Raw genomic sequence first — 20538 nt, forward strand, 5'->3', positions numbered from 1 at the left:
GCTCATAAGATCGGGCAGGGCACCGAGCTGCCGCCGTGGGGCAGGTAACCCTCGTACGCCCAGCCGGCGAAACCTCGTTCGTAGATAGACACGTACGTCCATCCCCGGCCGTCGTTGCCGATGGTGGTGCAGTAGTAGTCCAGCCAGTCCCCCGGCACCATCGTTCCGTTGGCGCCGCAGCCGAACGAGGAATCCCGGTAGCCGCCGGTCGTGTTGTTCGCCTGCACCAGCGCGGAGCCGTCCAGCTGCGGAGGCCGCGGCTGGCCGCACGAGTAGTGATCAGTCTCGAGTTCACCGGCCTGGGCGGTCGGCGTGGGTGGACTGAGCTTCGAGCGATCCGTCGTTGCGCCAGCGAGACTCTGCCTTTCGGAGTGCGATGCGAGGCCTTCAGTTTGGGGAGGGGCGGTGACGATTCCACACTGTTCGATGAGATCGGCGGGATCATCCGCCATGGACTGCACGCGCGGCGTCCACCTCGTCCGGCCAGAAACCAGTCTTCTCCGGTGCGGTCAGCTGCGTGACCTCGGCGACGCGCCGGCCCGGACAGATGACGTGGCCGTAGCCGCGCACTTCCGAGAATGCGCGAACGGTGTCAGCGAAATGTGACGCCTGCTCACTTGCACGCACGGGAAGGCCACGGGGTTGTCTCGCCGTCCTGTGCCGTTTCTCGCAGCGTCCACGCAGGCCAACGGTCCTAACATCACTCCATGCGGGCACTCTGGGTGGTCATCGTCGTCGTCTTTTCGGTCCTCTCCGGGCTCGGCGCCGCGGCCACGGCGTACTCGCTCATTTCCGGCGAGGACGATCTGTGGGGCAACGCGATCCTCCTGACCGGTGCCCTCGCGTTCGCCGCCTTCGGCTGGTACGCGCTGCGGCTTCTGGACCGCAGCGCGCCGGCCGCCGCCGGGGACTTCGGCCGGTGGCTGCCCGCGGCGGATCCCGCCGACGGTGACCACCCGGAACTGAACGCCCGCATGCGCCGGGCTTCCCGCCGCGCGACGGGCTTCGTCGTGGGCTGGGCGGTGGTGCTCGCGGCCGGGTTCACCCAGGTCGCCCTGGTCACCGCGGCCGCCGAGGACCTGCTCCACACCGGCTTCCACGAGATCGGTGTGGTCGTCGGCGTGTTCCACCACGCCAAGGGCACGTCGTACATCCGGGTGAGCCACGGCGACCGGACCGACGACATCGTCTGGGAGTCGAACCGCAGCTACCAGGTCGGCGAGGAGGTGATCGTCATCTACGACCCGGCCGACCCGGCGCGCGTACGCACCGCGGACGAACCGAACGAAGGCGATTTCCGGCTCGGCGTCGGCGTGGTCCCGATACTGGCCGCCCTGTTCGGCCTGCCGTTTTCGATCGCGGTGGCGGCCGGCTGGCGGCACCGGATCCGGGCCGTCGAGCGCACCGGGTGGCGGCGGGCCGGCGTGAGCGACGAGCAGGTGGCGTTGCACGCGGGATTCAGCGACGGGACGGCGGTCGCGCTCCGCCGCTCCGGGGCGCTCCTCGCCCTGTCGCCGTCTGCCGGCTGGAAGAACAAGCAGGGCTGGGTCGGCGGCTGGGGCAAGTCGATGGTCGTGGGGATCGAGAACGGCCCGTACGTCCTGGCCGTTCACGCGATCCGGGAGCGGGCCAGCCGATCTCGCCGGTGAGGTAGCGCCGCAGGTTCGGCGCCACCGCACGCACCAGAACCTCGACCTCCTCGGTGGCGGACGGCTCGAACTTCGCCACGTACCGGATCATGCCCATGCCGAGCGGATGCTCGACGAAGCCGGGGCACGGAGTGTTCCCTCGGCTGCAGCACGAGGCACCACGGGGCTGACGGATTCAAGTAGACCTGTCTCGGCCTAGTGCTGTGACCGCATAGGTTCGCCGGGTCGGCGGTCGTGGCGGTTGCATGTGCGGTGACATCCGATCCGACCGCTGGAGGCGCGGTGGCCGAGCCCGTCCGTGTGCGCAGACTGACCGACCACGAGGGGCAGAAGCTGCAACAGATCGTGCGCCGGGGCAGCACGAGTTCGGTGCGCTACCGGCGGGCGATGATGCTGCCGGCCTCCGCTGGAGGGGGCACCGGCAGCGGATGATCAGGCGGATCCCGGCCGGCCCGCGGAGCGGGTATGTGCGGCTGTTGTGTCCTCAGACGCCCGCTTCCACCAGGTTGTCGGTATGGAAGGTGCGGCGGTAGGAGGCGGGTGAGACACCGAAGGCGGTGCGCATGTGGGCGCGCAGGGAGTTGGCGGAGCCGAAGCCACAGCGGTGGGCGACCAGGTCGATGGACAGGTCGGTGGTCTCCAGCAACTGCTTGGCCAGTTCCAGGCGTTGCGCGGTGAGCCACTGCACGGGGGTCATGCCGACCTCGTCGCGGAAGCGGCGGGTGAAGGAGCGCAGGCTCATCCGGGCGTGTTCGGCCAGGCGGTTCAGGGAGAGGGGTTCGCCGAGGTGTTCCAGGGCCCAGGCGCGGGTGGCGGTGGTGGTGGCGACGGTGGGTTCGGGCACCGGGCGGTCGATGTACTGGGCCTGGCCGCCGTCCCGCCAGGGCGGGACGACGCACATGCGGGCGGCGCGGTTGGCGGCGGCGGCGCCGTGGTCGCGGCGGATCATGTGCAGGCACAGGTCGACGCCGGCGGCGACGCCCGCGGAGGTCAGGACGTCGCCGTCGTCGACGAAGAGGACCTCCTCGTCGACCTTGACGCGGGGGTAGGCGCGGCGGAACTCGGGGGCGAGGTGCCAGTGGGTGGTGGCGGGCCGGCCGTCGAGGAGGCCCGCGGCGGCCAGGACGTAGGAGCCGGTGCAGATGGACACCAGGCGGGTGCCGGGCCGGATGCCGGCGATGGCCGCGGTGACCTCGGGCGGCAGCGGGCCGCCGCGGCCCAGCTCGGGCATGGCGTGCGTGGGCGGGACGATCACGGTGTCCGCGGCGGCCAGGGCCTCGGGACCGGCCGCGGGCTGCACGGTGAACCCGGCGTCGCTGAGGACCGGGGCGCCGTCGGCGGTGCAGACGGTGACCTCGTACAGCGGGCGTGAGCCGGCGTCCAGGACGCTGCCGAAGACGCGGGAGGGGATGCCGAGTTCGAAGGGCGGGACGCCGGGCAGGGCGAGGACGGCGATGCGGTGCCGCCCGGCCGCGTCGGCGCTCGGGTCGGTGCACGGCCACTGCATCTCACTCATGGCCAGATCCTGTCACATAGTGACCAGGCGGCCAACACCATGGTGGGGGCGGGTGCCGGATCGTGGACTGCGTCGCGCCGGGAAGGGCCCGGGCGGCCGGTATCCGATCAAGACGGAAAAGAGTGAGGCGGACAGCATGCGTGCGGTGGTCGTGGAGCAGTGGGGCGGACCGGAGGTGCTCGTGGAGCGTGAGGTCGCCCGGCCCGAGCCGGGACTGAACGAGGTCCTGGTGCGGGTCCACGCGGCCGGTGTGAACCCGGTGGACTTCAAGACCCGGGCCAGCGGGGCCCTGATCGAGTGGGGCGAGGTCCCGGCGGTCGGCTGGGACGTCTCCGGCACCGTGGAGGCCGTCGGACCGGGCGTGGGGATGTTCCGCCCCGGGGACGAGGTGTACGGCATGCCGCTGTTCCCGCGGCAGGCCGGCGCCTACGCCGAGTACGTCGTCGCCCCGGCCCGCCACCTCGCGCCCAAGCCGGCGAACCTCACCCACGTGCAGGCGGCGGCGCTGCCGCTGGCCGCGCTGACCGCCTGGCAGGCCCTGGTGGACACCGCCGGGGTGCGCGCCGGTGAGCGGGTGCTGGTGCACGCGGCGGCCGGCGGGGTCGGCCACCTGGCCGTGCAGATCGCCAAGGCCCGCGGCGCGTACGTCATCGGCACGGCCAGCGCCGGCAAGCACGACCTGCTGCGGCAGCTGGGCGCGGACGAGGTGATCGACTACCGCACGGTCCGCTTCGAGGACGCCGTCGGGGACGTCGACGTGGTGCTGGACGGGCTCGGCGGCCAGAACGCCGAGCGGTCCCTGACGGTGCTGCGCCCGGGCGGCCGGCTGATCACCCTGCCCGGCCCCGAAGACGTCCCCGCCGACGTCCCCGGCCACGTGCGGGCGGTGTGGATGCTGGTCGAGCCCGACCACCTGGGGCTGCGCGAGATCGCCGCACTGGCCGAGCGGGGCGCGCTCACGCCCGTGGTCGAGACCGTCGTCCCGCTGGCCGAGGCCGCGAAGGCGCACGAGATCGGTGAGCAGGGCCGCACCACCGGGAAGATCGTCCTGAGCGTGGCCTGACTCCAGCCGCCCCGGCCGGGTCGGCTGCGGCAGGTGGAACGGGGCTCCGGGCGCGGCCGAACGGGACGGGGCGGACCTGCGGGCACGGCCGGACAGGACGGAACTGCGGCTCGGGGCTTCGGCGGGGGCGGGGCTGCGGCTCGCGGGGTGCTTCGGTGACGGCCGGGGCGGCTCGCACGGGGGCGGAGGCAGGGCTGCGGCTCGCGCCGGAGGGGTGTCTTCGGTGGTGGCCGGGGCCTGCTGCTGCCGGCGGGTGCTCGCGGCCGGTATGTGGCACCGCGGAGGGCGCGTTGCGGGCCCAGGACGCCCTCGGTGCCGAGGACGGCGGCCTCGTCGGCCGCCCGTCAGCGGCGCCCGCCCACCGGACCGCCTCGACCCGCGCTGCGGCCACGCCGCTCCCCCGCTCCTCCACCGCGGTCCGCCCCGTCTGCCGGTAGCCCGCCGGAACCGAAGTCATGGACAGGGTTTGCGGCTGTCCGTTGTCCGCACTGCCGGACTGGATGTTCTTGCCGAGTTGCGCGGCGCGGGTCGCGGCGACGTACCCGCTCGAGCCGGCACCGGGGACGATGCCGTCGGTGGCCCGCTCGCGGCGCCCGATCGGCATGTGGGCCGCGTCCCATGGGACCTCCCTTGACAGTCAAACTGAGCAGACTCATAATTGAGTGTAATCAGGTTCATGGAGTGAGACTAGGCCCCATGTCACGCCGAATTGGCTGATCTGACCTCACGCCTGGATAAACAGGATGAAGACAAGGAAAGGCGCCCCATGCGAGCGTTCGTCGTCACCAAGTACAAGGAGCCGCTGCAAGAGGCGGACGTCCCCGAGCCCACCGTGGGGGAGCACGACGTGCTTGTGCGGGTGGAGGCCGCCGGGCTGAATCAGCTGGATGAGAAGATCCGCGCCGGCGAGTTGAAGCAGATCCTGCCCTACAAGCTGCCGCTGATCCTGGGCAACGATGTCGCGGGCACTGTCATCAGCGTCGGGACGGCGGTTCGCGGCTTCAAGCCCGGAGACGAGGTCTACGGTCGGCCCGACCAGGACCGCATCGGCACCTTCGCCGAACGCATCGCCGTCGCGGAGGGCGACCTGGCGCTCAAGCCCGCCTCGATCAGCATGAATGAGGCCGGCTCGCTGCCGCTGGTGGCGCTCACGGCGTGGCAGGCGCTGGTGGAGCGCGGGAAGGTGCGGCCCGGGCAGAAGGTCCTCATCCACGCCGGGGCCGGCGGGGTCGGTTCGATCGCGATCCAGCTCGCCGCGCACCTCGGTGCGAGCGTCGCCACGACCGCCAGCGCTTCCAACGCGGACTTCGTGCGCGCGCTCGGCGCGGACACGGTGATCGATTACCGCACCCAGGACTTCGAGCAGCTCCTGACCGGCTACGACCTGGTGCTGGACAGCCTCGGCGGGGAGACTCTCGAGAAGTCCCTGCGGGTGCTCAAGCCCGGCGGCAAAGCCATCGAGATCGCTGGTCCCCCGGAGCCCACTTTCGCGCGCGAGGCCGGCCTCAACCCGCTGCTGCGCCTGGGGGTCGCCGCCCTGAGCCGCAAGATCCGCAAGCAGGCGAAAAAGCTCGGCGTGACGTATGAGTTCATGCTCATGCGCGCCAGCGGCGACCAGCTCCGCCAGATCACCACTCTCATCGACCAGGGCGTGGTGCGTCCGGTCGTGGGAAAGGTGCTCGGCTTCGACCAGACCCCGCAGGCGCTGCAGTCCCTGTCCCAGGGTGGCATCCGCGGCAAGGCCGTCATCGACCACAGCTGACCCGCCGCAACCGCGACGGGCGACACAGAACGCACGAGGACACCACCCATGTCTGCCGCCTCCCAGTCGGTCGGACGGCGCGAGCGGAACAAGCAGGAAAAACTCGACCGCATCGTCGCTGCCGCCAGTGAGCTGTTCGCCGAACACGGCGTCGATGAGGTCACGACCCAGCAAATCGCCGACAAGGCCGACATCGGCACCGGGACCCTGTTCCTTTATGCCAAGACCAAGGGCGAACTCCTCCTCCTTGTCCAGAACGCCAAGTACGTCGAAGCACTCGAGCAGGGCCGGGCGGACGCCGAGACCGTCCCAGGCGTGCTGGACGCGGTGCTGGCGATCATCCGGCCGATCGTCGAGTGCAACCGCGTCCAGATCGACAACGGACGCACCTACCTGCGAGAGATGGTCTTCGGCGACCCTGAGGAGCCCCGGCACGGCGCGGCACTGGCCATCGTCGCGCAGACCGAGGAGGCCCTCGCCGCCGTGCTGCGCCGAGACGAACGGGTCGCAGAGGGCGACGCCGCGACGCTGGCACACATCGTGTCCGCCGTGATGTTCCTCAGCATGGCGGCGGGCGTGAACATCGCCTTGAGCGTCGAGGAGATCGTGCAGGACATCCGCAGGCAGGTCGCCGTCCTGCTGCCTCGCTGAAGCGCGGCCGGAGGACTACCGCCACCGCGTGCTGCTGGGATTCCGGAGATTGCCTGCCTAGGTGGCGTCGAGTCCCCGTCGCACGGTCCCTGTCCGCAGGATTCCGGGTCGAGGCCCGTGTGGTGCGGTCAGGGCTTTGTGGGTCCGCTCGGAACTGCTGTCCTGCTGGCCCTACCGGTACGAGGAACTCGAAGTCGAGCTGCACCGGGTCGGACTCCAAGCGGAACTGAGCACGTTCGATCTTGAGGCCGAGAACTACATGGTGGTCGCGAGCAAGGTATAAACACCGGACTCTCAGTCCCTGGCCGGACCGCGCGGTTGCTCGCAGGACGCTTGCGCCCTCTCATCGGTGCGGGTGAAGGTGGTCAACGCAACGCCTCGGACGAGGAGTGCTCGTCGATCAGACGGCGGTAGATCCGGGGTGACGGTGTGGCGCTGTTTCCTGGTCGCGTCCAGATCAATGAGCAGGATCTCGTCGATCAGGAGCGTGAACGGATCCAGCTTCGACGGCCGCGCCGAAGCGGTTGTCGTGCGTGGCCGCGGCCAAGCCGAGGTCAGGGCCTTGTTGACCGTGCTCCAGGTGACGCCGTACTTGCACTGCAACGCCCGGTTCGACATGCCATCGCGGGAGTCGCGCCGCAGCGCGGCGTACAACTCGACCTTCGATTGGCCAGGCGGCATCGGGGTGCTCCTTTACCGAGCACATCCAGCTTGACACCGCAGCCCCGATGGTGACGTCAGAATTCGCGAACATCTTTCTGGGCCATCACCTGGTGCCGTCAGCTTTCACGAACAACTGACGTCACCAACTACCGACAGAACCACCGGCGACCGGGTCCAGCCGACCGCGGCGTTCAGGACCAAGCCGGCCAGCACCGCCACCGCGAGCAACCCGTCGACCAGCGTCGCACGCCGTTCGGTGCGCAACACCGGGTTGTCCAGCACAGCACCGGCACGAGCCTTGCCAGCCGCGAGCGTGAACATCAACCTGCTCGAGCTTCCAGGGCCGCGAGGACAAGCACCGGTCACTGTGGTTGGACGACGCTGCGTACGGCGGCGAGGAGTGCGGTCCGATGCCGGCCGAGGCGGTCGGCGGACAGGGGTTCGTCGGTGGCCGCGGCTTGGAGCGCCGAAGGTGCGCTCAGCCAGCTTTCGGTCATCCGCAGGACGATCGCGAACAGATCCGCCGCCGGGATGTCGGCGCGCAGCCGTCCTTCGCGCTGGGCGGTGGTGACCGCGTCGAGGCGCCGGCGGTAGCTGGCTGTCTCCGCGTCGGTGGGCTCGGCGCGTTCGAACGCGCGCCAGACGGCGATCCGCCGGGTCGCCGGGTTGGCCAGGACGAAGTCGAAGCGGGTCGCGGCGAACGCGACCAGGTCGCCGTCGTCGAACGGAACGGCCTTGACCATGGCCTGCGCCTGATCGTCCACGACGGCGTCGAAGAGGCGGTCCTTGTCACCGAAGTAGGCGTAGATCAGGCGCTTGTTCGCGCCCGCGCGATCGGCGATGCGGTCGATCCGGGCGCCGGCGAGTCCGTACTCGGCGAACTCCTCGGTGGCGGCGTGGAGCAGCAGCGCCTTGGTGGCCGCGGCGTCGCGGGGGCGCTGCTTGCGCTCGGTGGTCGGCTCGGACATGCGATTCACCCTTTCAGACGCCGACGATCGCGGTCAGCTCGTCCAGCTGGCTAGCGCCGGCGACGGCGCGCTCGATGACGGCGTGCGCCGCCTCGCCGAGGGAGTCGACGGCTCCGCTGAACAACTCCATGTCGGTGAGTTCTAGTGGCTGCAGGTGGTGGACGTTCCCGGAGGTGATCGAGGGGCCGATCGCCTGCAGGGCGAAGCTGCTCGCCGACCCGGAGCGCAGCACGTCCAGCAGCGGCTGGATCGGCAGCTCCAGGGCCTGGGCCAGACGCAGCACCTCGAGAACGTTGCGGTGGTTCATCATCATCAAGGCGTTGTTGAACAGCTTGCCGTACTGGCCCGAGCCCGCGGGGCCGACGTGGACGACCTCCTTGGAGAAGGTCCGGAAGACCGGTACCAGGCGCTCGACGACCCGCGCTTCGCCGCCGACGATCGTGGTGAGCTCCCGGGCGAGCGCGACGGCGTGGCCGCCGCTGACCGGGGCGTCCACCACGTCGACACCGTAGGGCTCGGCGAGCCGGGCCAGCTCGCGCGCCGCCTGGGGCAAGCCGGTGCCGTGGTTGACCAGGACCGTGCCGGGACGCATGTTCGCGAGGAGGCCGCCCTCGACGGCGACCTGCAGGTTGTCGGCATCCTCGCGGAGGCACAGCCCGACAATGTCGCTGGCGGCGGCCAGCTCGGCGATGCTCGGATGGGGCGTGAACGCGTCGCCGTCGAGGGCGGTCAGCGATCCGGGGCGCCGCGCCCAGACGTGGAGCGGGTAGCCGCCGCCGGAGATGGCCTGGGCGATCGGGGCACCCTGGTCGCCGAGGCCGATGAAACCGACCGTCGGCTTGGTGTCAGGCATGACCGGGTTTCCTTTCGCGCTCGGTACGAGCTGGATCACCAGGCCACCGGGCCCGCGGCGTCGAACAGCTCGCCGGTGGGGCCGTCCGGGCCGACCTGCGCCAGGCGGACGATGACCGCCGCGCCCTGCTCGACGGTCTGGGTGCCGGTGTGGTGGTTCAGGTCGGTGGCGGTGAAACCCGGGTCGGCGGCGTTGATCCGGATGGCGGGGAACGCTTTCGCGTACTGCGCCGTGACCATGTTGACCGCGGCCTTCGAGGCCGGGTACTCCACCGCCGGGTAGAAGTGCGACGGGTTCCGCGGGTCGACGACATCGCGCGTCAGCGACAGGCCGCTGCTGACGTTGACCACGACCGGAGCGGCCGAGCGCGCCAGCACCGGCAGGAACGCGTGGAGCGTCCGGACCTGGCCGAAGACGTTGGTCTCGAACACACTGCGCATGCTGTCGGCGGTCACGTCGGCGACCGGGATGAAGCCGCCGTCGGCCGTGCGCGGTTCGACGCCGGCGTTGTTGACCAGGACGTCCAGACCGCCGTCAGCCTCGACGGCCTTGGCCGCGGCCGCGACCGAGGCGTCGTCGGTCACGTCGATCAGGACAAAGTGCGCGCCGAGGGCGTCGGCGGCGGCTTGGCCGCGCTGGGCGTCGCGAGCCCCGGCGTACACGGTGTGCCCGGCGGCGATCAGCTGCCGAGCCGTCTCGTAACCGAGTCCCTTGTTCGCACCGGTGATCAGGATGGTGGCCATGATGGTTCTCCTGTCCGATCTTGTAACTAACTGGATATATACATCGTGTGCCCGGCCGGCACGTAAGTCAATGGTTAGTTACAAGTGACCTCGAGCACCGACGCCCGGCCAGGGCAACTCCTCGGCCAGCCGAACACCGGTACCGGCGGAGCTAACGCCGCCCACTCCGCGAGCCAGGTGGCCGGTCAGCTCAGCGGCGCCACCGCGGCAGGGCTGCGCAGGTTCCGCATCGCATGACCAAGTGGTGACCAGATCGGCTGTCGCATTGGCCAGCTTGACGGTCGCTCGACAGATGGCTGTCGAGCGACAACCACCCTGGCCAGCCGCAGCGGCCTTACCTGCGCGGCGACCAAGCCTGTTGACGCAGTAGCCCGGGCTGAGCGCTACGCCGCGGTCGCCGACGTACCGAGATCGAGTGGGGAATCCTCGCAGTGTCCGGTTCAGCGTCGTTACGCTGGCCCGCTCTGGTGCGACTCGTGGTTGAGACCGGAAGAGGGGGTTGCCGCGGGCAGGAGCAGGCTTCGGCCGCCACATCAGTGGGCGCGGCTTCGTCGGACGGCTTGTCGGCCTTTGTTCGAGCCCGGCTCCCGGCCAGGACCAGGACACCACGGCTCGGCGACGACACAGTGCACGTCGTGACGGGAGACCGGCCTTCACCCGGAGAGCTTGCCGGCAATATCGCTCGCCGTCCTCCTGCTTGCAATGTCACGGGGACCACCAGGGTGAAATTGTCAACCCTCGCCGGCTCCATGAACCACCGATAGAAAAACCACGAAAGGAAGATCAGGAAAAGTAGACTGCTCCCCGCGGAGATGTAACCCGCCACCGTGCGCCCAGCAGGCGGGTCAAAGAACAATGAAATCGCCAGGGAAAGCGCTACAAGCACCAGTGCAACTGGCCGCTTCCAAGTGGACTTCTTCCTCCGTTCCAGCACCGTGCGCGGCGGGAGACCAACGAATTGCCGAGTCCTGGCCCAGTCTTCGACCATGAGCACGAGTGGCACGACACCGACCGCCGCGGCCTCGCCGGTTCTCAGAAGGACCACAAGATCATCGTCTGTCAATTCCGATGACGTCCGGCCGTCCCATCGCGTGCTCAACGGATCATTCAACACCGTAATGGAAAGATTCCGCAAGTCAGTGTCGGAGACCATTCGCAGATCGTCCGGTGATTCGATCACCCTCCCGGCGTGAAGTACGATGCACTCCGGCTTGTACCTTTTGCGTAATTTCGCCAGCAGAACATCAAGATCACTGATGGTCACCCGCAGTCTGCCCAGGGCGGAATAGACCTCCCCAACGGGCGCGTCACCCGAGGACCGCTTCGTCTCCCTCTCCACGAACCTCATCCAACAGCGTCCCGGCCATGAGGGCCAGTCGGCCACGGGCTGATCACCGCCAAAGCGCCCACTTGCGATCAGTCCGTGCCGGATGTTACGAGCCCACATGTCCCGGACTCCCCTGCCCGACAGCCCCGTGGCGCAGGCTTTCCGGGCCCGCATCGCCTATCCGAGCCCGGGAGCGCCGTGCGTCCACCAGAAACCACGCGCCGACAGTTGATGGACGCGTCCACGGGCCCGCCCAGGCAAACCAGCTTGTTACGGATCTATCCCGTGATCGGTGTTTCCCCGGGGCCCGGCCAGGATTAACCCGCTGGCGAGGCGAGTTGCTCTTTGTTCGGGCTGCGGCGCCCGCGAGGGTGGAACCACCCGAGAGCGACCTCAAGCGCCGAGCAAGTCTACGCGGCCTGGACCGGACTCTGGTGCGGTTTTGCTGTGCGAGGCGACTGAACACATCGGCAGGGGCGCAGCCGATGATTTCCCGAGATCGGTGGGCAGGGCGGTGGTTCGGCAGCGTTACGGCTTGAGGTTGTGGACGGTGAGTTCAGCGATCTTCTGAGCGGCGCCGCAGGGATCGTGCTGCCAGGGAACGGTTTCGGGTTTGTCGTAGGTGGCAGCGGTGATGTAGACGAGGGTGGTGGTGTCGGCGGCGAGGGCTGGGGTGCAGCCGAGCGGGCGTCGGCTTGCTTGCTGGCGACGTTGTCGTCGATGGCGACGATCACGGCGGGGTAGATGGTGCTGGCGGTGGTGGGTTCCCAGTGGCCGCCGGTGTCGTGGCCTCGGGCGTGCTCGAGGTAGAGGGTCTGGAGGCTGTTGCCGCGGTTGGTGGTGTCGACGGTGGCAACCGGCCCGAAAGCGGTGATGCAGCCGCCGCCGTCACGGCGACGCTCGCCGCCGGTGAAGCCGAGGGCGTTCAGCTGGTCGACGGCGACCGCCACGCAGGGATCGGCCTTGAACCGGACAGCGCCGGCGAGCCCGGTGCCCGGGATCGGCGGCACGCTCACCGCCGGTTCGGCCGGCGCAGGCGGCGAGGCCAGCGTGCTACATGATCACGAGACTGCGTCGTACCGCCCTCGGCTGAGACACGGGCGTGTCTACAGTTGCCGAAATGGGGGATGCCACGGACCACTCTGTCTGGTCGCAGCTGCGACACAACTACGGTGATGCGTCGGATCTGCCAGATTTGCTGCGGGCATGCGCGAGCACGGACGCAGCCCGGGCAGCCGAAGCCCTCGATGAGGTCGACAACAAGCTCGGCCTGGCCACGCCCTCCTCCTCGGCCATTCCCACGTCGGGTTCGTCGCGCAGTACTTCGCGCTGCACCACCCCGGCCGGGTCGCCGGGGTGGGTGTTGTAACGGAAGCGCCCCGGTCACCGGGCCGGAGCACGGCGCCGAAGCCCAGGGCAACGTCGCGGAGTTCGCCCGCCATAACGCCGGCCGGCCCGAACTGCCCGCCGTGCGGAGCGCCCCAGCCGGCTCAGCCGAACAGCGACAGGTCGACGGAATCGGCCAGGGCCCGGTAACCCGCGTCGCTGCCGTGCAGGTGATCGCCGGCGTGGAGGTCGTCCCTGATCCGGCTGGGGTGGTCCGCGTCGCGCCAGATCGCGTCGAAGTCCAGTACCGCGTCGAAAGCGCCGCCGGTGCGGATCCATTCGTTGACCGCCACGCGTGCGGTCTCGCTCTCCGGTGTGTAGAGCTCCGAGCCTTCGAAGGGCGCGATGGTGGTTCCGTACACCCGGACGCCGCGGTCCTGCGCCCGGGCGATCAGCTGCCGGTAGCCGGCGATGACGTCGTCCGTCGTCACCGGGGCGCCAGGGAACATCTTCAGGAAATCGGCGAGGGAACTGTCGTCGCGCGGGGCCGAGGAGATGATGATGTCGTTCCCGCCGAGGGAAAGCACCACGTAGCCGAGGCCGGGCGTCGCCAGCACGTCGCGGTCGAAGCGGGCCAGGCCGGCGGTGCCGATGCCGTCGGTGAGCAGCCGGTTGCCGCTGATGCCCTGGTTGACCACGTATCCGGTGCCGAGCCGCTCGGCCAGCAGTTCCGGCCAGCTGTGGTGAGTGCCCGGGGTCGAGCCGGCGCCGTCGGTGCGGGAGTCGCCGAGCACCACGATCGCCTTCCCCGGGGCGTCGGGGAGCACTTCGACGGCGGAGATCAGGGCCCGCACCGGCAGATCCCCGGCGTTCTCCGGCAGCGTGGGGGTGGCGACGGCGTCGCCCGGCATCGTCCAGCCGGTGTCCAAGACGGGGTCGTGGCAGGTGCAGGTCTCCACGCGCTCCGGCAGGTAGAGGCTGAGGGACAGCTCGGCGAGCGCGGGCAGAGAAAGGTCGACCGGATCGCTGAGGACGGGCGCGCCGGCCGGGACGGTGACGGCCGGGGCGCCCGCGAAGGTCAGCACGCGCTCGCTGCCGGCCCGCACCGCACCGCCGGGGGCCGCGAGGCCCAGCTGTGCGGCGCCGATGGTGAGGGGCGCGGTCCCGAACTCGTTGGTGAAGCGGATGCGTACCCGGCGCCCGCCGCCGCCGATGCGGACGACTTGGCGGAGGGTCACGTCGGCGAGGGGCGGGTGGTCGTCGAGCGAGCCGAACCCGTCGTGGGCACTCTGGGGCGAAGCGCCCCAGGTCCGGACCCAGCTGCCCGCGTCGTCCGTCTTGGTCATCGGTTCCTCCGTGGTTCGTGGTGGTCGTGGCGCAAGACTGCGGCGGGCCGCTCACACGGGACGCACACGGCGCTGACACGGCCGCCCTGGTTCGAGGTGGCGCGGGCCAGCGCGCGAAGATCGGGAGATGGACGGTGGTGCCCGGCTTCGCATCACGCTGCTGCGGGCGTTCGAGGTGGCTCGCGGTGACGTGGTCCTGCCCGTGCCGGGCGCGCGGTTGCAGGGCCTGCTGGTCCGGCTCGCGCTCGCCGGCGGCCGCGCGGTCGAGCCCGGCGTGCTGGTCGACGCGATCTGGGGCGAGGAACCGCCGTCCGGGCCCGCCTCCGCTCTGCAGACCCTCGTCTCCCGGCTGCGTCGCACGCTCACCCCGGCCGGGATCGTGCAGGTCGCGGGCGGCTATCGGCTGGCGGTGGACGCCGCCGACGTGGACGCGCTGCGCTTCGAGCAGCTCACCGCAGCCGGGCGAGAGAGGCTGCGGGCGGGTGACCCGGAGGCCGCGAGGGCCGCGCTCGCCGAGGCCGTGGCCATGTGGGGCGACCCCGCCGGTGCCGAGCCCGCGGTGATCGCCACGGTCGCGCCCACGGTGGCGACCCGGTTGGCGCGGGTGGCGGTCGAGGCGGTCGCCGACCTCGCCGACGCCGAGTTGTCGTCGGGACGCGCCGAAGTGGCCGCTACCCGCTTGACCGGGTTGCTGGCCGAGCACCCGGCACACGAGCGGGCGGCCGGACTGCTGATGGACGCGCTCGCAGTCCAGGGGCGGCAGGCCGAAGCGCTGGCCGTCTACGAGCGGGTCCGCCGGACCCTAGCCGAGGACCTCGGCGCCGACCCGGGCACCGCCCTGCGGGATCGCCATCTGCGCCTGCTGGTGCCGGACACCTCGGGCAGCACGGCGGAAACCGGACGGCGGCCCGCCACCGGACCCGACCGGGTCCCGCCGTCCGCCCTGCCCGCGCCGCTGACCAGCTTCATCGGCCGCGACGACGACCTCACCCGGATCGGCGCCCTGCTCACCACCGGACGCCTGGTCACCGTCCTCGGCCCCGGTGGCGCCGGGAAGACCCGGCTGGCACTGGAAGCCGCCCGCCGGCACCAGGACGAATACCGCGACGGCGCCTGCTTCGTCGACCTCGCGCCCGTCGCGGATCCGGCGAAGATCGGCCCGGCCCTGCTCGCCGGGATCGGGCTGCGGGGCGGCGCGCTGTTCGACGTCCACCGGCGGGTCGAGGGGGACGAGCTGGACGTCCTCGTCAGCGAGCTCGGCGGCCGGGAAATCCTGCTGCTGCTCGACAACTGCGAGCACCTGATCGTGGCCGTGGCCCACCTTGTCGCGGCACTGCTCCCCCGCTGCCCCGGCGTGCGGGTGCTCGCCACCAGCCGAGAACCCCTCGCGGTGGACGGTGAGGCACTCGTGCCGCTGGGCTCGCTCGCGCTGCCCGAGCCGGACGTCGACGTCGACCAAGCCGCCACGGTGGCCTCGGTGCGCCTGTTCACCGAACGGGCCGCCGCCGTGCGCCCCGGTTTCGCCGTCGACGAGACCACGCTGCCCGGCATCGTGCGCGTGGTGCGCGGCCTGGACGGCCTGCCGCTGGCCCTCGAGCTCGCCGCCGCCCGGTTGCGCACGCTGGCCCTGCCCGACCTCGCCGACGGGCTCGCCGACCGGTTCCGGCTGCTCACCACCGGCCACCGCACCGCGCCGGCCCGGCACCGCACCCTGCGCGCGGTGATCGCCTGGAGCTGGGAACTGCTCGACGAGCACGAACGCACCGTCGCGGAACGGATCTCGATCCTGCCCGGCGGCGTCACCCCGGCCTCGGCCGCTGCCGTCTGCGCCGGCACGGCCGTGCCGGCCGACGAGATCCCCGACCTGCTCGCCGCCCTCGTCGACCGGTCACTGCTGCAGCTGCCGACCGGCTCCGGCCGCTACCGCATGCTCGAAACCCTCCGTGAGTACGGCACCGGCCGGCTGACCGGCTCCGGCGACCTCGGCACGGCTCGCGACCTGGCCGCCGCCCACTTCACCGAGCTGATGGCCCGCCACGAACCCGGCCTGCGCGGCCACGACCAGGTGCGAGCCATGCAGGTCTTCGACGCCGAGTACGACAACACGATCGCGGCCCTGCGTCACCTGTGTGCCACCGGTGACGCCGCCGCCGCGATCACCCTCGTGCTCGCCATGACCTGGTACTGGCAGATGTTCGGCCGCACGGCCGACGCCGACCACTGGCTGGGTGCGGCGCTGGCGGTGCCCGGCGGCGGACCGATGGCCGAACGCGACTGTGCCCGAGCCGTCTACCTGCTCAACCGGGCGGACATCCTGTCGGGGATCACCGCCGGGGAGGCCGCGGCGGACCGGGCGGAGATGCGGGAGCTGGCCGACCGGCTGCTCGCGCACCCGCGGCTGCCGGCCCGCTACCGCGTGTTCGGCCCGGTGCTGCTCTTCCTGCTGGAAGAGGAGACCGCGATCCCGGCCTTCCAGCGCCTGGCCGACGGCGACGACGCGTGGCTGTCCGGCCTGGCCCACATGTTCCAGGCCGAGTTCGCCGAGAACACCGGTGCGCTCGATCGGGTGCGCGTCCACGTGGAAGCGGCCCTGGACGGCTTCCGGCAGGCCGGCGACCGCTGGGGCCAGGCGGCGACGCTGCCGATGCGCGCCCAGCTGCGGTGCTATGACGACCTCGACGGTGCGCTGGCCGACCTGCGCGAAGCGCGGACGCTGGCGGGCGAGTTCGGTTCGCTCAGCCTCGGCGACCAGTTCTACAGCGACCTGCGCTGGATCGACCTGCACGTGCGGCGGGACGAAACCGACCGCGCGATGGCGGTGATCGGCGCCGCCCGGGAGCGGGCGCTGCGCACGTCGTCGGCGGAGATGCTGGTGCTGATCGACGCCCGGGAGGCCGACTTGCGAGTGCGCCTCGGCGACCTGGACCGGGCCGGTGCTCTGCTCGACGACGCCGAACGCGGTCTGCCCGGCGACACCGCGTTCCCCTCGGACCACGCCCGGACCCTGGTCGCCGGCGCCCGTGCCGCGCTCTGCCTGGCCCAGGGCGACCTGGCCGGCGCGGACAAGGCGCTGCGGACCGCGTACGCCGCCGCGCTGGTCGCCCGCGACCTGCCGATCCTCTCGCTGGTGACGGTGTACACCGCCGCGCTCGCCGAAGCACTCGGGCGGCGGCATCAGCCGGCCGTGCTGCTGGGGGTCGCCGCCCGGCTGCGGGGCGCGCACGACCTCACCGATCCGCAGGTCCGCGAGCTCACCCGCCGGGTCCGGGCCGCGTCGGGCGCGGACGAGTTCGCTGCGGCGTACGCGCGAGGCTGGGAGCTGGACGCGGAAACCGCCGTGACCGAAGCCGACCCGGCCTCGCTGTCTCGTCCCTAACAGGGCAAACCCTGGTGTGCGCGCGGTGTGCGTCTGATGTGCGCGGTGGTCGCCAGTCTCGGGGCACACCTCGAGAAGGGAACTGCCATGCATGACGTAGTGATCGTGGGGGCCGGTCCGGTCGGCCTGTTCGTCGCCGGCGAGCTCGGCCTCGCGGGCTGCTCGGTGCTGGTCCTCGAACGGGAGCCGGAGCCGCACACCCCGTGGCGCAGCTTCCCGCTCGGCATGCGGGGCCTGTCGGCCGGCTCGGTCGAGGCGTTCTACCGCCGCGGGATGCTGCTGGCCCTGCTGACGGCGTCGGGCGTGCCGGAGACGCCGGTCTCGGACGAGCCGGCGCCCCCGCGGACGGCCGGCCATTTCGCCGGGATGATGCTCGACCCGGCCGACGTCGACCTCGCCCGGCTGCCCTACCGGTTGCCCAGCCCGGCCTCGGAGGGCATCATGACCAGCCTCGAGGCGGTGGAGACGGTGCTGGCCGAGCGAGCCGAAAAGCTCGGCGTCGAGATCCGGCGTGGGGTCGCCGTCACGGCCGTCACCCAGGACGGCGAAACCGTGGTCGCCCGGGCCGACGAGCAGGAGTACCCGGCCCGCTGGCTCGTCGGCTGCGACGGCGGCCGCAGTGCCGTGCGCCGCCTCGCGGGCTTCGGCTTCGCCGGCACCGAACCGCAGTTCACCGGCTACCTCGCGCTGGCCACGCTCTCCGATCCGGAGCAACTGCGCCGCGGCTTCACCCTGACCCCGGCGGGCATGTACCTCACGATGTCCGAGCCCGGCCATTTCGGCGTCATGGACTTCGACGGCGGCGCGTACGACCGTTCCCGGCCGCTGACCCGCGAGCACCTCCAGTCGGTGCTGCGCCGCGTGTCCGGTACCGACGTGACGCTCGACGACGTGCACCTCGCGTCGACCTTCACCGACCGGGCGATGCAGACGACCACCTACCGGCGCGACCGCGTCCTGCTCGCCGGCGACGCCGCGCACATCCACTCCCCGCTCGGTGGCCAGGGACTCAACCTCGGCCTCGGCGACGCGGTCAACCTGGGCTGGAAGCTCGCGGCGACGGTGCGCGGGCACGCGCCGGAAGGTCTGCTCGACACCTACACCGCCGAACGCCACCCGGTCGGCGCGCGGGTGCTCGACTGGTCGCGCGCCCAGGTGGCGACCATGCGGCCGGACCCGCACTCCCGGGCGGTCCAGGCCGTGGTGCGTGACCTGCTGGCGACCCGCGACGGCACCACGTACGTCTTCGAGCGCACCTCGGGCACGTCGCTTCGCTACGAGCTCGGCGGCGAACAGCCGCTGGTCGGCCGCAACGCGCCAGACTTCCGCCTGGCCGACGGCACCCGCCTCGGCGAGCTGCTGCGGGACGGCCGCGGCGTCGCGCTCGACTTCACCGCCGAGGGGCAGCTGCGCGAGCTGGCGTCGCACCACGGCGACCGGATCCGGTACGCGACCGGCCCGGCGCTCGACGACCTCGGCTTCGGCGCCGTGCTCGTCCGGCCGGACGGCATCATCGCCTGGGCCGGCGACCCCGCTCCGGACGGTGGTGCGTTCGACCGAGCCGTCACCCGGTGGTTCTGAACCATCGTCGGAGCGCTCGATGGCCAGGCTGCTCAGGCCATCCAGCGGGAGACGTGCAGGTCCCGGTTCGGTGGCGCCGCGGAGCGGAGCGAGGCTTGCTCGAGCAAGCCGGCGACGAGGTCGGCCTGGTGGGCGGCCACGGTGAAAGGCAGCCGGAGGGTGCGCGGGCACGTCCGGCCTCGGCGACGTGGCGAGCCGACTCGACGAACACCAGGCGGCTCGATCCCGCGCCGAGCATCCGGCGGAGACGGCCGCGTACGACACGCTGCGAGCCGCAGCCGTCCCCCGCGCGTGGGAGATCGTTCGCGCATCCCGGATTTCCGCACCGAAAGAGGGAGAACGATGAAGAAGATCCGATACCTGGTCACCGCCGTGGCCTGCCTCGCCGGCGCGCTGCTGCCGGTGACGGACGCGGGCGCCACCACCACGTCCGTGCAGTCGGACGGCGCCCTGCACCTGTACACGGGGTTCAATCTGACCAACCATTGCGGCGCCTTCAAGTACGACGTCGAGGGCTTGGGCACCTGCTACATGAACACGGCTTCCCTGTGGAACAACGGCTTCTGCAACGAACGGTACCCGGACGTGTGGGTGTACGCCGAAGCACTGATGTACGGCCCCGCCCGCCGCGGCGTGTACTGCGGCGCGGCGATCAACGACCTTCGGCTGTACCGGTTCGACGCCAGGACGGGGAAGTACGCGGGCGAACCGCTCTACCACCACATCGGCGCCCTGACGTGGACGGAACTCGGGCACTGAAATGGGATGAAACCCTGATTCGCACCACCGGTACGGGTCGATCCGCACCTGCGGATCGGCCCGTACCGTGCCCGCTCGGGTGAACCCTTCGGATGCTTGCTTTCGGACTACCCAAAGGATGAGATCGGCGCCAACCACTCCCACGCCGTCTCGCATCCTCCCACCTGGCCGAGAATGGTGATCGCGTCGCGGCGAGGCCGCGTAACGCCCACCTCGGCAGCTCCACCCGATGTTGGTGAACGAGCCGTGGGTCTTCGGCGACGAATGGAGCCTGGCGCTCTCGGAGACCGGGTTGACCCGCGTCGTGCGCACGCTGATCATCGAACGCGGCGACCTGGAGTTCGCCTCGAACCCGGTGAAGCTGCCGTCCGGCAAGCGGAAGCGGGTGGACATGGTGTTCTCCCGCGCCCTGCCCGAGAGCGAACGCACCCGGCATCTCGTCGTCGAACTCACCCCGATGCGACTCACCATGACCGAGTTCGGCCAGGTCAACAACTACGCGTCCGCCATCACGGCCCCTCCGGAGGTGGTCGGGGTGCCGCACGACTGGACTTCTGGCTGGTCGGTACCGAGGTCGACGACGCGGTCCGCACCTGTGCAGCGACCCGCACGGCCTGGCCTGACCACCAACGATCCCCGCTACCGGATCTGGGTCGTGACCTGGGGAAACTGCTTGATCAGGCTGACCGGAGGGTGCAGGCGTTCCGCTCGGCGCTCGAACTGGTCTCCACGGACCAGACCAGCCGCGCCTACCTCCAGCGCAAACACGCGGAGTTCATCCCAGCGCTTTCTGCCGACGAGGCCGAATGACGTTCCGCCGCCCTCCGGGGCCTGCCGGCAAGCCGGTATCTGATTAAATTGTCTGCGACCAGAATGCCGTAGCTGTTCGGCTCGCTGCAGTGCAAAGCCGCTCGCGGCTCCCCATTGTGGTCTTCGGATCGGCGGCAGGAGGCGG

At 70.9% G+C, this 20538-nt stretch carries 18 protein-coding genes and 1 pseudogene; 9 read left to right on the forward strand and 10 right to left on the reverse strand.

Annotation, left to right across the window (positions count from 1 at the left end):
* Nucleotides 1-2 precede the first annotated feature (2 nt).
* Nucleotides 3-461, reverse strand: coding sequence for a hypothetical protein (locus tag ACH54P_RS11105; RefSeq protein ID WP_489917159.1), 459 nt, complete (start codon nt 459-461; stop codon nt 3-5).
* A gap of 513 nt (nt 462-974) precedes the next feature.
* Between ACH54P_RS11105 and ACH54P_RS11110 the strand changes: the two genes are divergently transcribed.
* Nucleotides 975-1649 carry a DUF3592 domain-containing protein gene (locus ACH54P_RS11110; protein ID WP_489916387.1) on the forward strand — a complete coding sequence of 225 codons (675 nt, stop codon included), beginning with the start codon at nt 975-977 and terminating at the stop codon, nt 1647-1649.
* Here the strand turns inward: ACH54P_RS11110 and ACH54P_RS11115 are convergent.
* Nucleotides 1633-1752, reverse strand: a pseudogene (locus ACH54P_RS11115) (TetR/AcrR family transcriptional regulator); the annotation flags it as partial. The gene ACH54P_RS11110 and the pseudogene ACH54P_RS11115 sit on opposite strands and share 17 nt — an antisense overlap.
* Nucleotides 1753-1931: 179 nt before the next feature.
* Between ACH54P_RS11115 and ACH54P_RS11120 the strand changes: the two are divergent.
* Nucleotides 1932-2081, forward strand: a complete 150-nt coding sequence (locus ACH54P_RS11120) for a hypothetical protein (RefSeq protein ID WP_489912282.1) — start codon at nt 1932-1934, stop codon at nt 2079-2081.
* A 52-nt stretch (nt 2082-2133) separates the two neighbouring features.
* Here ACH54P_RS11120 and ACH54P_RS11125 read toward each other — a convergent pair whose 3' ends face one another.
* On the reverse strand, nt 2134-3165 hold the full coding sequence (locus ACH54P_RS11125) for a GlxA family transcriptional regulator (protein ID WP_489912283.1): 1032 nt from the start codon (nt 3163-3165) through the stop codon (nt 2134-2136).
* Nucleotides 3166-3301: 136 nt separating this feature from the next.
* On the opposite strand from ACH54P_RS11125, the gene ACH54P_RS11130 reads away from it, so the two are divergent.
* The 3 genes from ACH54P_RS11130 to ACH54P_RS11140 all read left to right on the forward strand — a co-directional run bounded on the left by ACH54P_RS11130 (nt 3302) and on the right by ACH54P_RS11140 (nt 6641).
* Nucleotides 3302-4228 (forward strand): NADP-dependent oxidoreductase, encoded by a 927-nt coding sequence (locus tag ACH54P_RS11130; RefSeq protein WP_489912284.1) that lies wholly within the window; start codon nt 3302-3304, stop codon nt 4226-4228.
* 766 nt (nt 4229-4994) lie between these two features.
* Nucleotides 4995-5990 carry an NADP-dependent oxidoreductase gene (locus ACH54P_RS11135; protein ID WP_489912285.1) on the forward strand — a complete coding sequence of 332 codons (996 nt, stop codon included), beginning with the start codon at nt 4995-4997 and terminating at the stop codon, nt 5988-5990.
* A gap of 48 nt (nt 5991-6038) precedes the next feature.
* Complete coding sequence (locus ACH54P_RS11140; protein ID WP_489912286.1) at nt 6039-6641, forward strand: TetR/AcrR family transcriptional regulator; 603 nt, start codon at nt 6039-6041, stop codon at nt 6639-6641.
* A 294-nt stretch (nt 6642-6935) separates the two neighbouring features.
* Here the strand turns inward: ACH54P_RS11140 and ACH54P_RS11145 are convergent, their stop codons facing one another.
* From ACH54P_RS11145 to ACH54P_RS11175, 7 genes are all read right to left on the reverse strand, one after another.
* Nucleotides 6936-7322: a hypothetical protein gene (locus tag ACH54P_RS11145; protein ID WP_489912287.1), complete on the reverse strand. Its 387-nt coding sequence runs from the start codon at nt 7320-7322 to the stop codon at nt 6936-6938.
* 105 nt (nt 7323-7427) lie between these two features.
* A complete protein-coding gene (locus tag ACH54P_RS11150) occupies nt 7428-7625 on the reverse strand; it encodes a hypothetical protein (protein WP_489912288.1) in 198 nt (65 codons plus the stop codon).
* Nucleotides 7626-7666: 41 nt separating this feature from the next.
* The gene (locus ACH54P_RS11155) at nt 7667-8272 is read right to left on the reverse strand and encodes a TetR/AcrR family transcriptional regulator (protein ID WP_489912289.1); all 606 of its coding nucleotides are present in this window, start codon (nt 8270-8272) and stop codon (nt 7667-7669) included.
* A gap of 13 nt (nt 8273-8285) precedes the next feature.
* Nucleotides 8286-9125: an NAD(P)-dependent oxidoreductase gene (locus ACH54P_RS11160; RefSeq protein WP_489912290.1), complete on the reverse strand. Its 840-nt coding sequence runs from the start codon at nt 9123-9125 to the stop codon at nt 8286-8288.
* Between the two features lie 35 nt (nt 9126-9160).
* A complete protein-coding gene (locus tag ACH54P_RS11165; RefSeq protein ID WP_489912291.1) occupies nt 9161-9868 on the reverse strand; it encodes an SDR family NAD(P)-dependent oxidoreductase in 708 nt (235 codons plus the stop codon).
* Nucleotides 9869-11605: 1737 nt separating this feature from the next.
* Nucleotides 11606-12211: a hypothetical protein gene (locus ACH54P_RS11170; protein ID WP_489912292.1), complete on the reverse strand. Its 606-nt coding sequence runs from the start codon at nt 12209-12211 to the stop codon at nt 11606-11608.
* A 474-nt stretch (nt 12212-12685) separates the two neighbouring features.
* Complete coding sequence (locus ACH54P_RS11175; RefSeq protein WP_489912293.1) at nt 12686-13867, reverse strand: SGNH/GDSL hydrolase family protein; 1182 nt, start codon at nt 13865-13867, stop codon at nt 12686-12688.
* Nucleotides 13868-13994: 127 nt separating this feature from the next.
* Here ACH54P_RS11175 and ACH54P_RS11180 point away from each other — a divergent pair, with 127 nt between their 5' ends.
* The 4 genes from ACH54P_RS11180 to ACH54P_RS11195 all read left to right on the forward strand — a co-directional run bounded on the left by ACH54P_RS11180 (nt 13995) and on the right by ACH54P_RS11195 (nt 20436).
* Entirely contained in the window at nt 13995-17243 is a 3249-nt protein-coding gene (locus ACH54P_RS11180) for an ATP-binding protein (protein ID WP_489912294.1), read from the forward strand.
* A gap of 87 nt (nt 17244-17330) precedes the next feature.
* On the forward strand, nt 17331-18824 hold the full coding sequence (locus tag ACH54P_RS11185) for an FAD-dependent monooxygenase (protein WP_489912295.1): 1494 nt from the start codon (nt 17331-17333) through the stop codon (nt 18822-18824).
* Nucleotides 18825-19166: 342 nt separating this feature from the next.
* Nucleotides 19167-19583, forward strand: a complete 417-nt coding sequence (locus tag ACH54P_RS11190; protein WP_489912296.1) for a hypothetical protein — start codon at nt 19167-19169, stop codon at nt 19581-19583.
* A 229-nt stretch (nt 19584-19812) separates the two neighbouring features.
* The gene (locus ACH54P_RS11195; RefSeq protein ID WP_489912297.1) at nt 19813-20436 is read left to right on the forward strand and encodes a hypothetical protein; all 624 of its coding nucleotides are present in this window, start codon (nt 19813-19815) and stop codon (nt 20434-20436) included.
* The last annotated feature ends 102 nt before the right edge of the window (nt 20437-20538 follow it).

This window comes from Amycolatopsis sp. N2S4-7 (assembly GCF_058119595.1).

Excerpts from the sequence above, each read along its gene's own strand:
- ACH54P_RS11110 (WP_489916387.1), top strand. The coding sequence starts at position 975 with ATGCGCCGGGCTTCCCGCCGCGCGACGGGCTTCGTCGTGGGCTGGGCG.
- ACH54P_RS11125 (WP_489912283.1), bottom strand. The coding sequence starts at position 3,165 with ATGAGTGAGATGCAGTGGCCGTGCACCGACCCGAGCGCCGACGCGGCC.
- ACH54P_RS11140 (WP_489912286.1), top strand. The coding sequence starts at position 6,039 with ATGTCTGCCGCCTCCCAGTCGGTCGGACGGCGCGAGCGGAACAAGCAG.
- ACH54P_RS11180 (WP_489912294.1), top strand. The coding sequence starts at position 13,995 with ATGGACGGTGGTGCCCGGCTTCGCATCACGCTGCTGCGGGCGTTCGAG.
- ACH54P_RS11165 (WP_489912291.1), bottom strand. The coding sequence starts at position 9,868 with ATGGCCACCATCCTGATCACCGGTGCGAACAAGGGACTCGGTTACGAG.
- ACH54P_RS11145 (WP_489912287.1), bottom strand. The coding sequence starts at position 7,322 with ATGCCGCCTGGCCAATCGAAGGTCGAGTTGTACGCCGCGCTGCGGCGC.
- ACH54P_RS11130 (WP_489912284.1), top strand. The coding sequence starts at position 3,302 with ATGCGTGCGGTGGTCGTGGAGCAGTGGGGCGGACCGGAGGTGCTCGTG.
- ACH54P_RS11150 (WP_489912288.1), bottom strand. The coding sequence starts at position 7,625 with ATGTTCACGCTCGCGGCTGGCAAGGCTCGTGCCGGTGCTGTGCTGGAC.
- ACH54P_RS11135 (WP_489912285.1), top strand. The coding sequence starts at position 4,995 with ATGCGAGCGTTCGTCGTCACCAAGTACAAGGAGCCGCTGCAAGAGGCG.
- ACH54P_RS11155 (WP_489912289.1), bottom strand. The coding sequence starts at position 8,272 with ATGTCCGAGCCGACCACCGAGCGCAAGCAGCGCCCCCGCGACGCCGCG.
- ACH54P_RS11195 (WP_489912297.1), top strand. The coding sequence starts at position 19,813 with ATGTTGGTGAACGAGCCGTGGGTCTTCGGCGACGAATGGAGCCTGGCG.
- ACH54P_RS11175 (WP_489912293.1), bottom strand. The coding sequence starts at position 13,867 with ATGACCAAGACGGACGACGCGGGCAGCTGGGTCCGGACCTGGGGCGCT.
- ACH54P_RS11160 (WP_489912290.1), bottom strand. The coding sequence starts at position 9,125 with ATGCCTGACACCAAGCCGACGGTCGGTTTCATCGGCCTCGGCGACCAG.
- ACH54P_RS11185 (WP_489912295.1), top strand. The coding sequence starts at position 17,331 with ATGCATGACGTAGTGATCGTGGGGGCCGGTCCGGTCGGCCTGTTCGTC.
- ACH54P_RS11190 (WP_489912296.1), top strand. The coding sequence starts at position 19,167 with ATGAAGAAGATCCGATACCTGGTCACCGCCGTGGCCTGCCTCGCCGGC.